Below are 11,499 nucleotides of genomic sequence, written 5' to 3' on the forward strand. Positions count from 1 at the left end.
CTGGCTCAGGGGCACCGCGCACGTCGTTCGTCTCCTCGTCCTGGGTTCACCGGCTGGGCGGTGCAGTCCATCTGAACACACCGCTCTCGGATGCGAGGAGTCCGGGTCGGACGTTTCATCACGCGACCTCGGTGCATCCGACCGACGAGGACGGTGTCACGCCCGTGTGGCGGTGATCACGAGGTTCTGCGTCGACGGTGAGCCGTCCGGGTGTTCGAGGCAGGTGATGAGGAGCAATCGGTCGGGGACGTCGCCCCACACGTCGGCGTCGTCGGCGATGCGGTCCTTGTCCACCAGGGTCGAGCCGGTCACCGTGTACGCCACGCCCGCGACCGTCACCGCGGCACCGGTCGCGACCCGACTCCGACCCTGATCGACGTCCGTCAGGAAGTTCCCCGGGGCGATGCCGCCGCCCCGCAGGGAGTGCATCACCACGACCACGGTGCCCGAGGCGGCGTGCTCGGGGGTGACCCCGACGTCGCGGACCAGGTACGCCGACCGGAACCCCGGTGGCGTGATCCTGCCGCGCACGGCGTCGAGTGCACCGAGCGGGACGTCGAGGTGCACCGACGGGACGCTGAGGCGTCCGGACCCACTGGACGTCGCTCGGGCTCCGGGAGCGCTCGCGACGGGTGCCTCGAGCCGGACGGGGTCGCCGTGCATGTCGCGCGCGGTGCCGGGTGCCGTCGAGTTCGTCGCGGTGACCACCCCGCCGACCCCGAGGCCGAGCATCGTGACCGCGCTCACGGCGGCGAGGACGAGCGGGAGTGAGAACGGTCGTCGACCGGATCGGACGTGCACGGTGTCTCCTCGATGGGTCGGTCGTGGTCGGGGCAGGTCTCGCGCTGGATGTGCGGACCGGTGGGCGCTTCGGGTGCTGCCCACCGGCCCGCGCGCCGGGTCGTCGTTCGGGCGACGGACCCGGCTGGACTCCGCCCGACGCAGGGTCGTCGAGCGGAGCGGTCGGGGGCCGCGGCACGGGTGCCGCGGCGACGGGTCACGGTCGCGTTCGTGCGCGCGTTCGTGCCCGCGTGCGGGCTGCCCACACGCCGAGGACGAGCAACAGGGTCAGGCCGCCGCTGCCGAGGAGCGCGACGGACCACCAGGGGGCCGTGCTGTCGGACGTCGTCCCTCCGGTGTCGACCGCCGCGCCGATCGCCGTGGGCACCGGCGACTCGGTCTCCTCGTCTGCGGTCGACGCACCCGGCGTCGCGGTCGGCCGGACGGTCGGCTCGGCGGTCGGGGCCGGCTCGACCGTCGCCGGAGCGGTCGGCGACGGGGTCGGGGTCGGGGTGGGCTCGACCGTCGCCGGAGCCGTCGGCGTCGGCGTGCTCGTCGGTGCCGTCCCGGACCCCGAGGCGCCGCCACCCTGGTGCACGACCGTGCCGCTGACCGAGGAGTCGTCGTCGCCGTCGATGCTGATCGTGGCGGTGTTCGTGTAGGTGCCCGCCAAGCCGCCGTCGGTGACCCGGGTGGCGAAGTGGACGTCGTAGAAGTACCCCTGGCGCGCGGTGAACGTGACGCTCCCGGCCGTGCTGGCGTAGTCCTCCCGGGCCGCCGGTGCCCATCCGGTGAGCCCCTCTCGCCCGTCGTCCCAGGTGGTCGTCCGGTTCGTCTGCCAGAGCGTGGCGAAGGGGTACCCGCGGAAGCTGGTGAGGAGCTCCTGGTCGGGCCCGGGGGTGTCGGTGACCGTGATGCGCTGGCCGTCGCGCATGCCGTCGGCGCCGGAACCGATCGCCACGGTCCACTCGACCACACCCGCGGCGGCGTCGTAGCTGCCCCACTTGCCGCTCGTCCGGCCGGTGAAGGTGCAGTCGACGGTGCACGTCCCGGGTCCGGTGCCGGGCTGTGCGGGTTCGACCGTGGTCGTCACGGCGGTCCCACCGACCTGGTAGGTCGTCGGGGTGGCGGACTCGGTGGTGGTCTCGACGGTGACCCAGAACGAGAACGATCCGTGCAGGTCGTTCGGGTGGGCGGCGACGTAGGCGCTGTCGACGGCGCAGTCGAGCTGGGTCGAGGACACGGTGCACCGTCCCATCGCGGAGCCGTCCGGTGCGAGCAGGGGGAACCCGTCGGAGCGGCCCTGGAGCTCGGGCGGCAGGTCCACCACGAAGCCGGCCGGGGTGGTGGGGGAGTCCGGCAGGGACCACGTGCCGGAGAGTTCGGCGGCGCTGCCGGACGTGACGGTCTGGGACGTGAAGCGGAGACCGTCGATCGTCGCGTTCGTGGTGTACTCGGCGGCGGCGGACGCGGGGACCGCAGCGCTGATGCCGCCGGCGATGGCGGCCACGGCGGCGATCCCGGCCGCGAGGAGGACGGATCCGCGTCGGTCGCGGGATCGGACAGGGTGGTGGTGCATTCGGGCTCTCGGGTTCCTGCGGCAGCCAGGCCCGCGGCACCGAGCGGGGACGTGGCCGTCGACTCGGGTCATCGGGTTGCGGTGCCGAAGGTGAGAGTCCTCCAGCCCCGTTTCGTCACGCGCCGCCGCGAACCGGCACCTACCTGCCGGACGCACCCCGTACCCGCCGTGAGCGCAGCGAACCGGCGCGTTCGAGGCGGTGACGCCCCGAGCGAAGCGACGGCGGCACTCGCCGGGAAGGCACGAACAGGAAATGCCCCCGGGCCGAAAGGCCAGGGGGCATCCCATTTCCTGTGTCCGAGGGGGGACTTGAACCCCCACGCCCTAATACGGGCACTAGCACCTCAAGCTAGCGCGTCTACCATTTCCGCCACCCGGACAGGTGTTTCTTCACTTGTCGGCCGTCGTTCCGGGCTGTTTCCCCGGCGTTCCTGCCGAGAGAAGACACTAGCACGGGTCTGAACGCCCGATGAACACGGCGGCGCATCCCGGGCGCGTCCTGCTGTGACGTCCGACGCCGGGGCCGTCGGCGCGGACCGGTAGCGTTGGGCCATGACGAACCCGGAGGCCACGCTGACCGACCTCGAGGCCACCGCGGCGATCGCCCGTGACCTCATCCGCATCGACACGACGAACTGGGGCGAGGGGAAGTCCCGCGGCGAGACCGAGGCGGCGCACTACGTCGAGGCGAAGCTCCGTGCGCTCGGGCTCGAGCCGCAGCTGTTCGAGTCCGAACCCGATCGGGTGAGCGTCGTGGCGCGGGTGCCCGGACGCAACCGCGACAAGTCCGCCCTGGTCGTGCATGGCCACCTGGACGTGGTGCCGGCGGACCCGGCGAACTGGTCGGTGGACCCGTTCGGCGGCGAGGTCCGGGACGGCATGCTCTGGGGTCGCGGCGCGGTCGACATGAAGAACATGGACGCGATGATGCTCACGTCGCTGTCGGACGTCATCGAGCAGCAGGGAGCGCCGGAGCGCGACCTCGTGATCGCGTACTTCGCCGACGAGGAGGCCGGGGGAGTCCTCGGATCGCACCACGTCGTCGAGAACCACCCCGAGGTGTTCCAGGGTGCGAGCGCGGCGATCAGCGAGGTCGGCGGCTACTCGATCACCCTCGGCGACCGTCGTGCGTACCTGCTGCAGACGGGCGAGAAGGCGCTGATGTGGATCAAGCTCGTCGCGACGGGCACCGCGGCGCACGGGTCGCACGTCATCCACGACAACGCGGTGACGAAGGTCGCGGCGGCGGTGGCCCGGATCGGCAGCGAGGAGTGGCCGGTGCGGCTGTCGGCGACGACCGACGCGATGGTGGCCGAGGTCGCACGGTTCCTCGGGGTGGACCCGACGGTGACCGGCCCGGACGACGTGGCACTGGCCACGGGGTCGGCGTCGCGGTTCATCCACGCGGCCCTGCACACGACGACGAACCCGACGGTGCTCACCGCCGGGTACAAGCACAACGTGATCCCCGACCACGCCGAGGCACTGGTGGACATCCGGTGCCTCCCCGGCGACGAGGAGACGGTGCTGGCGCGTGTCCGGGAGCTCGCGGGCGACGACGTCGAGGTCGTGATGTCCTTCCGCGACATCGGGCTCGAGCAGGACTTCGGCGGCCCCCTGGTCGACGCCGTGCGCGACGTCCTCGGCCGCCACGACCCGGGTGCTCCGGTGCTGCCGTACCTGCTCTCGGGCGGGACGGACAACAAGGCGCTGTCGACGCTGGGGATCGCGGGCTACGGGTTCGTGCCGCTGCAGCTGCCGGCGGGTGTGGACTTCCCGGCGATGTTCCACGGCGTGGACGAACGCGTGCCGCTCGACTCGCTGGCGTTCGGGCGGCGGGTCCTCGGAGACCTCCTCGCCACGTACTGATATTGTGCATGGTCGCCGGTCCGGCGGTGTCCTGAACCGACTCTCCCCGAAAGGCCCGAGCCGTGCACATCCTCGAGGCGATCTTCCTCGGCTTCGTCCAGGGGCTCACCGAGTTCCTCCCGGTGTCGTCCAGCGCCCACCTCCGCATCGTCGGGCTGTTCCTGCCGGACGCGCAGGACCCGGGTGCAGCGTTCACCGCGGTGACGCAGCTCGGCACCGAGACCGCCGTGCTGATCTACTTCTGGCGCGACATCACCCGGATCGTCGGTCGGTGGTTCCGGTCGCTGTCCGGGAAGACCGTGCCCCGGAACGACCCGGACGCCCGACTCGGGTGGCTCGTGATCCTCGGGACCATCCCGATCGGCATCGCCGGCCTGCTGCTGAAGGACTCGATCGAGACGACGTTCCGGTCGCTGTGGATCGTCGCGATCGTCCTCATCGTGTTCGGCATCGTGCTCGGCGTGCTCGACATCGTCGGCAAGAAGGTCCGGCGCATCGAGCACATGACGTTCGGCGGCGGGATCCTGATCGGCCTCGCCCAGATGCTCGCCCTCGTCCCCGGCGTCTCGCGTTCCGGCGCGACCGTGTCGATGGGGCTCGCGCTCGGCTACACCCGCCCGGCGGCCGCCCGGTTCGCGTTCCTGCTCGCCGTGCCCGCCGTGTTCCTCTCCGGCCTGTACGAGGCCGCCACGAGCCTCGGTGACACCGGCGCACCGTTCGGCGTGGTCGACACGCTCATCGCCACGGTGGTCGCGTTCGTCGTCGGCTTCGTCGTGATCGCGGCGTTCATGAACTACATCAGCAAGCGCAGCTTCATGCCGTTCGTCGTCTACCGCATCGCACTCGGTATCGTTCTCATCGTGTTGTTGTCGCTCGGAGTGATCCAGCCGTGAGGGCCTGGCAGGTCCCGTCCGTCCCCGATGTCCCGGGCGCCGCGCCCCGCCCGGTCGTGCACGACACGGCGACCGGCAAGCCCGTCGACCCGACCGGTGGCGAGGAACGTGCGGCGCTCTACGTGTGCGGCATCACCCCGTACGACGCCACCCACCTCGGCCACGCCGCGACCTACCTCTCGTTCGACACGCTCGGTCGTGTCTGGCGGGACGCCGGGTTCGAGGTCGAGTACGCGCAGAACACCACGGACGTCGACGACCCGCTCCTCGAACGGGCAGCGCGGGACGGCGTCGACTGGCGCGAGCTCGCGGCCTCGCAGATCGACCTGTTCCGGCGCGACATGGAGGCGCTGCGGGTCCTGCCGCCGGACGACTTCGTGGCGGTGACGGACGAGGTCGAACGCATCGCCGAGGCCGTGGCATTCCTGCAGGAGACCGGCTACGCCTACGCGGTGCCGACGCCGGAGTCCGCGGGCGACGACCTCTACTTCGACGTGAACCGCCCGACCGAGGCCTGGTCGCTCGGGGACGAGAGCGGCCTCGACCGCGAGACCATGCTCGCGCTGTCGGCCGAGCGCGGCGGCGACCCCGACCGTGCGGGCAAGCGCGACCCGCTCGACCCGCTGCTCTGGCGCGCCGCACGAGCGGGCGAGCCGAGCTGGGACTCCGCAGTCGGCCCCGGGCGCCCCGGGTGGCACATCGAGTGCAGCGTCATCGCAGGCGACCGGCTCGGCCTGCCGATCAGCGTCCAGGGCGGCGGCAGCGACCTCGTCTTCCCGCACCACGAGATGAGCGCCGGGCACGCCGCAGCGCTCGCGCACCAGCCGCTCGCGCAGGCGTTCGTGCACACCGGGATGATCGCCTACCAGGGCGAGAAGATCTCGAAGTCGCTCGGCAACCTCGTCACGGTCCGTGGGCTGCTCGACGACGGCGCCGACCCGCGTGCGATCCGCCTCGCGCTGCTGTCGCACAAGTACTCCGACGACTGGGAGTGGTTCGACACCGAGCTCACCAGCGCCACCACACGCCTGGCCACGTGGGACGCCTGGGCCTCCGGGAGCGACGCGGGACACGCCGACGACGCGGCCGAGGTCATCGCCCGGGTCCGCGCCCGTGTCGCGGACGACCTCGACACGCCGGGCGCCGTCGCCGCGGTCGACACGGCGATCGCGGGCGGGACGGCGGTCACGCCGGACCTCGTGGACCTGGTCGACGCCCTGCTCGGCATCCGCCTCGGCTGACCCGGTCGGCCGCCCCCGTTCGTCGAGCGGGCAGGACATGCCGCTCAGGTTCGCCGAGAGGGCGGAATCGCCCGACTCCAGGTGCCGAGCGTGACCGAAAGTGCCCGCTCGCGCGGACGGGACGCGACCGTGTGACGGACGGGAGGCGCGGTGCCAGCTGGCACCGCGCCTCCCGTCCGTCCGTGTGGTCGCGTCTACTGCGACGGTGGCGGCGGGCGGAACCCCTCGCCCCCGGCGGTCCCGCCGTCCTTGCCGTCCTTGCGCTCGCGGCGGCGGAGGTACTGCTCGAACTCCTGCGCGATGGCGTCGCCCGACGCCTCGGGGGAGTCGACCGTGTCCCGCGCCTGCTCGAGCTGGCCGATGTAGGACGCCATGTCCTCGTCGTCGGCGGCGAGGGCGTCGATGCCCTCCTCCCACTCGGTGGCGTCGTCGAGCAGCGATCCCCGCGGGACCGTGACGTCGGTGAGCTCCTCGATCTTGTCGAGCAGCGAGAGCGTCGCCTTGGGGGACGGCGAGTTGTGCACGTAGTGCGGCACCGAGGCCCAGAGCGACAGCGTGGTGAGGCCGGCGCTGTCCATCGCGTCGGCGAGCACCCCGAGGATCCCGGTCGGGCCCTCGTACGAGGAGCGGTCGACGTCGAACGCGGCACGCACGCCCGCGTTCTCGCTCGACACGAACACCGAGATGGGTCGGGTGTGCGGGACGTCGGCGAGCATCGCGCCGACGAAGACGACGGCGTCGATCGAGTAGACGTCCGCGAGGTCGATGATCTCCGCGCAGAAGCCGCGCCAGGTCCGCGAGGGTTCCGGGCCGACGAGCACGTAGACGTCGCGTTCGGACGGGGAGCCGGTGGCACCGATCACGGGTCGGCCCTCGGCACCGGGACCGTGCAGGACGATCCGCGGCCACTGGATGCCCCGGCCGCCGTTCTCGTCCGTGCCGACGTTCGGGCGGTTGAACTGGTAGTCGACGTACCGCTCACCGTCGAGTTCGCGCAGCTCGTCGAGCTCGAGCGACTCGACGATGCGCCTGGCGAGACCGCTCGCCGCTTCTCCGGCGTCGTTCCAGCCCTCGAAGGCGACGACGAGCAGTCGACCGTCGCTGAAGGGGGAGTGCTGTGGCACGGACGGGACCTCCTGGTGGTGGAGCGGGGCGCGGGCGGCTCGCAGGTCGCGCGCGACCGGACATTCGCAGCAACAAGGATAGGGCCGCTCGACCGGAGTGCGTCCACGCGTCCGCGGTGAGCGGAACGCGGGCGGACCGCCCCGGTAGACTCGTCGCCCGTGACCGCGCAACCCTCCGCCCTCGTCCCGCCCGCAGCCGTGCTGTGGGACATGGACGGCACGATCATCGACACCGAGCCGATCTGGCAGCAGTCCCAGGTCGAGCTCACCGACCGCTACGGCGTCGTCTGGACCCACGAGGACGGTCTCGCCCTGGTGGGCAGCGGCCTCGAGCGCTCGGGGGAGATCCTCCGCGACAAGGGCGTCGACATGGAGGTCGAGGAGATCATCCAGTGGATGACCGAGTACGTGATGGTGCGCCTGCGCGACGGTGAACTGCCGTGGCGTCCCGGTGCCCGCGAGCTCATCGAGGGCCTGCACGACCGCGGCATCCCGACCGCCCTCGTCACGATGTCCCGTCGGAAGATGGCGCTCGTCGCCGCCGATGCGCTCGGCGCGCGCGGGTTCCGGGTCGTCGTCGCGGGTGACGACGTCGAGCGGCCGAAGCCCTTCCCCGACGCCTACCTGTCCGCCGCCGCGCAGCTCGGCGTCGACCCGACCGCGTGCGTCGCGATCGAGGACTCGGCGACCGGCGTGGCCTCGGCCGTGGCCTCCGGCGCGGTCACGGTGGCCGTCGAGCACATCGTCCCGCTGTCGGACATCACGGGCGGCGACGTCCACCTCACCACCCTCGCGGACGTCGACGTCGACCGGCTCGTCGAGCTGACCGGCCCGGCCCTCGCCGCCCGCACCCAGGAGGTCGCACGATGACCGACGCGCTCCCGAACCCCACCGAGTCGCTGCCGCACACCGCGGGCGGCGCACCGCACACCCCGCCGCGCGGACCCTTCCGCGCCGGTGACCGCGTGCAGCTGACCGGTCCGAAGGGCAAGCTGACGACCCTGTCGCTCGAGGTCGCGGGGGAGTACCACACGCACCGCGGCGTCCTGCGGCACGACGACGTCATCGGGCAGCCGGACGGGTCGGTGATCCGGGCGAGCACCGGTGACGAGTACCTCGCGCTGCGTCCGCTCCTCAACGACTACGTGATGTCGATGCCGCGCGGTGCCGCCATCGTGTACCCGAAGGACGCCGCCCAGATCGTGGCCTTCGCCGACGTCTTCCCGGGCGCCCGCGTGGTCGAGGCCGGTGTCGGTTCCGGCGCGCTCTCGCTGTTCCTCCTGCGGGCGATCGGACCGACCGGACAGCTGCAGTCGTTCGAGCGCCGCGAGGAGTTCGCCGCGATCGCCCGTGGCAACGTCGGCACCTTCCTCGGCGCCGTCCCGGACAACTGGTCGGTCACTGTCGGCGACCTCGTCGAGGAGCTGCCCGGCGCCGCCGAACCGCAGAGCGTCGACCGGGTCGTGCTCGACATGCTCGCGCCGTGGGAGTGCGTCGACGCCGCAGCGGACGCCCTCGTCCCCGGTGGTCTCATCGTCTGCTACGTCGCGACCGTCACGCAGCTGTCCCGCACGGCCGAGGCGCTCCGCGACACCGGGCGCTTCACGGACCCGCAGTCCAGCGAGACCCTCGTCCGCACCTGGCACGTCGAGGGCCTCGCCGTCCGCCCGGACCACCGCATGGTCGGTCACACCGGGTTCCTCGTCACGGCACGCCGGCTGGCCGACGGTGTCGTGCTGCCGAACCTGAAGCGTCGCGCAGGCAAGGCGGAGTTCTCCGACGAGGACGTCGAGGCCTGGACGCCCGGCGCCGTCGGCGAGCGGTCGGCCAGCGACAAGAAGCTCCGCAAGGTCGCGCGACAGGCGGCGGCACAGGCCCGCAAGGTCGCCGCAGCCGAGGCCGGGCCCGCCGCGTCCGACGCGGACGGCGCTGCTGAGGACGACCGGTAGGCTACGCGACGTGCCCGTCCTGCATCGAACGGAAAGAGGGTCCGTGCGCACCATCCCCGCACTCCTGGTCACCATCGGCCTCGCCGCAGCACTCACCGGGTGCGCGGCGAGCGGGGCCGGTTCCACGCCGTCGAGCTGCGCCGCTCCCGGTGCCGCGTCCGAGGCGGTCACCGCCACGGGTGCGTTCGGCAAGGAGCCGAAGGTCAACATCCCGAGCGGCCTCACCACGAAGGGCACCCAGGTCTCGGTCCTCCGCCAGGGCGAGGGTCGCGAGATCGAGGACGGCACGCCCGTCGTGATCGAGTACACCCTCGTCGACGGTGCGACCGGCGAGGTCGCACAGACGAGCGGGTACTCCGGCCAGACCGCCCCGATCACCGCGGGCGCCGACAACTACGGGGCGCTCGGCGCCTCCCTCGAGTGCGCGCACGTCGGCGACCGCCTCGCCGTCGCACTGCCGAAGAGCGCCCTGAGCTCCTCGACCACCGGCGACACGGGGACCTCGTCGACCAAGACCGAGGACGCCGTCATCGCCGTCATCGACGTCAAGAAGGCCTTCGACGCGCGTGCGACCGGCACGCCGCAGCTCGCCGGGGACGGGATGCCCGCCGTCGTCCTCGCGCCGTCGGGTGCGCCCGGCATCACGATCCCCTCGTGGTCCGCGCCGAAGTCGGACGAGACGCACCTGCTCCGCAAGGGGCACGGCGCCGAGCTCACCGACAAGGACACCGCCGTCATCAAGTACACCGCCGTGTCGTGGCCCGCTGACGGCACCGACGCCTCGGTGGCCGGCTCCAGCTGGACCGACGGCTCGGGCGCGCAGACCGTGCCGCTCGCCAAGGGCCAGGTGCAGGAAGGCGTCCGGAACGCCATCGTCGGGCACCGTGTCGGCGACCAGGTGCTCACGATCGTGCACCAGCAGGGCGCGGCGTACGCGTACGTGATCGACGTCCTCGGGAAGATCTCCGCCTGACCCTCCCGGACCGTCCACGGACCGCGGCGCGGGTGCACTCCGGTGCACCCGCGCTGCCGTAGGATCGGCTCGTGCCAGCGACCCGTGTGCCCCGTGTGCCTGCCGAGGAACGGCTGTTCAGCCTGGTGCTCGCGCTGCTCTCGACGGAGTCCGGGCTGACGAAGTCCGAGATCCTGGCCAACGTGCAGGGCTACAGGCAGCGGTTCACGACGGGCGGCGACAACGCCTCGCTGGAGCGCCAGTTCGAGCGCGACAAGGACGACGTCCGCGAGCTGGGCATCCCGCTCGAGACCATCGAGACCCCGGGTGCCGCCGGCAACAACCAGACGCTCCGCTACCGGATCCCGAAGGGCGAGTACGACCTGCCCGTCGACGTCCGCTTCACGCCGGACGAGTCCGCGCTCCTGTCCCTCGCCGCGATGGCCTGGCGCGAGGGGGCGCTCTCCGCCGACTCCCGTCGCGGCCTGCTCAAGGTGCGGTCCGCCGGATCCGAGGACGACGGCGCCGGGGCCCTCGGCGTCGACGCGTACGCCCCGCGTCTCCGCGCCCGTGACGTCGCCTTCGAGCCGCTGCGCTCGGCGCTCGACCGGTCCGCCGCGGTCCGCTTCGACTACATCACGCCGGGGCAGCACGAGCCGCGTCGGCGTGCGGTGGCCCCGGTCGCCCTCGTCCAGCACGGCGGCCGCTGGATGCTCGCCGCGCACGAGTTCGCGACGGACAGCGAGAAGAACTACCTGCTCTCCCGGATCGTCGGGCCCGTCGCCCAGTACGAGGTCGGGCAGCACCCGGCCCCGGCCGGCGCGGGCGAACGCGCACTGGCGGAGCTCGAGCGCATCTGGGCGGCACGCACCGCCCGGATCCGGGTCGCACCGGGGTCGGACGCCGAACGTCGGCTCGCCCGCCGGCGGGACACCGAGACCGATGACGACGGCGTCCTCGTCCTGCACCACGTCGACCCCCAGATCCTCGCCGAGGAGCTCGCCGCCTTCGGGCCCGAGGTTCGCGTGCTCGAGCCGGACGACCTGCGCGACCGGGTGACCGAGCGCCTGCGCGCCCTCGTCGCTGACCACGCCGACGCACCGGCACCCGCC

At 72.4% G+C, this 11,499-nt stretch carries 10 protein-coding genes and 1 tRNA gene; 7 read left to right on the forward strand and 4 right to left on the reverse strand.

Going from position 1 to position 11,499, the window contains the following annotated elements; genetic code table 11:
- Positions 1-156: 156 nt before the first annotated feature.
- The 3 genes from BIV01_RS00185 to BIV01_RS00195 all read right to left on the reverse strand — a co-directional run bounded on the left by BIV01_RS00185 (position 157) and on the right by BIV01_RS00195 (position 2,739).
- Entirely contained in the window at positions 157-801 is a 645-nt protein-coding gene (locus tag BIV01_RS00185; protein ID WP_071301555.1) for a class F sortase, read from the reverse strand.
- A 196-nt stretch (positions 802-997) separates the two neighbouring features.
- Positions 998-2,290: a collagen binding domain-containing protein gene (locus BIV01_RS19175; RefSeq protein WP_302847416.1), complete on the reverse strand. Its 1,293-nt coding sequence runs from the start codon at positions 2,288-2,290 to the stop codon at positions 998-1,000.
- A gap of 363 nt (positions 2,291-2,653) precedes the next feature.
- Positions 2,654-2,739 (reverse strand) — tRNA-Leu (locus tag BIV01_RS00195).
- 172 nt (positions 2,740-2,911) lie between these two features.
- Here BIV01_RS00195 and BIV01_RS00200 point away from each other — a divergent pair.
- The 3 genes from BIV01_RS00200 to mshC all read left to right on the forward strand — a co-directional run bounded on the left by BIV01_RS00200 (position 2,912) and on the right by mshC (position 6,362).
- Positions 2,912-4,228 carry a M20/M25/M40 family metallo-hydrolase gene (locus BIV01_RS00200; RefSeq protein WP_071301557.1) on the forward strand — a complete coding sequence of 439 codons (1,317 nt, stop codon included), beginning with the start codon at positions 2,912-2,914 and terminating at the stop codon, positions 4,226-4,228.
- Between the two features lie 62 nt (positions 4,229-4,290).
- On the forward strand, positions 4,291-5,121 hold the full coding sequence (locus BIV01_RS00205; RefSeq protein WP_071301558.1) for an undecaprenyl-diphosphate phosphatase: 831 nt from the start codon (positions 4,291-4,293) through the stop codon (positions 5,119-5,121).
- Complete coding sequence (mshC, locus tag BIV01_RS00210) at positions 5,118-6,362, forward strand: cysteine--1-D-myo-inosityl 2-amino-2-deoxy-alpha-D-glucopyranoside ligase (RefSeq protein ID WP_071301559.1); 1,245 nt, start codon at positions 5,118-5,120, stop codon at positions 6,360-6,362. Before BIV01_RS00205 ends, mshC begins: the two co-directional genes overlap by 4 nt.
- A 194-nt stretch (positions 6,363-6,556) precedes the next feature.
- Here mshC and BIV01_RS00215 read toward each other — a convergent pair whose 3' ends face one another.
- Positions 6,557-7,486 (reverse strand): proteasome assembly chaperone family protein, encoded by a 930-nt coding sequence (locus tag BIV01_RS00215; RefSeq protein ID WP_070419012.1) that lies wholly within the window; start codon positions 7,484-7,486, stop codon positions 6,557-6,559.
- Between the two features lie 159 nt (positions 7,487-7,645).
- On the opposite strand from BIV01_RS00215, the gene BIV01_RS00220 reads away from it, so the two are divergent.
- The 4 genes from BIV01_RS00220 to BIV01_RS00235 all read left to right on the forward strand — a co-directional run.
- Positions 7,646-8,356, forward strand: a complete 711-nt coding sequence (locus tag BIV01_RS00220; RefSeq protein WP_229085973.1) for an HAD family hydrolase — start codon at positions 7,646-7,648, stop codon at positions 8,354-8,356.
- Positions 8,353-9,435: a tRNA (adenine-N1)-methyltransferase gene (locus tag BIV01_RS00225; RefSeq protein WP_229085971.1), complete on the forward strand. Its 1,083-nt coding sequence runs from the start codon at positions 8,353-8,355 to the stop codon at positions 9,433-9,435. The genes BIV01_RS00220 and BIV01_RS00225 overlap by 4 nt, the downstream gene beginning before the upstream one ends.
- A gap of 43 nt (positions 9,436-9,478) precedes the next feature.
- Positions 9,479-10,408 (forward strand): hypothetical protein, encoded by a 930-nt coding sequence (locus BIV01_RS00230; protein ID WP_071296404.1) that lies wholly within the window; start codon positions 9,479-9,481, stop codon positions 10,406-10,408.
- A 71-nt stretch (positions 10,409-10,479) separates the two neighbouring features.
- Positions 10,480-11,499 (forward strand): helix-turn-helix transcriptional regulator (locus BIV01_RS00235; protein ID WP_083413676.1); only part of this gene is annotated, 1,020 nt, incomplete at its 3' end.

The sequence above is a fragment of the Curtobacterium sp. MCBA15_013 genome (assembly GCF_001865095.1).
GTDB lineage: Bacteria > Actinomycetota > Actinomycetes > Actinomycetales > Microbacteriaceae > Curtobacterium.

Coding starts and splice junctions, on each gene's coding strand:
- BIV01_RS00200 (WP_071301557.1), top strand. CDS start 2,912: ATGACGAACCCGGAGGCCACGCTGACCGACCTCGAGGCCACCGCGGCG.
- BIV01_RS00225 (WP_229085971.1), top strand. CDS start 8,353: ATGACCGACGCGCTCCCGAACCCCACCGAGTCGCTGCCGCACACCGCG.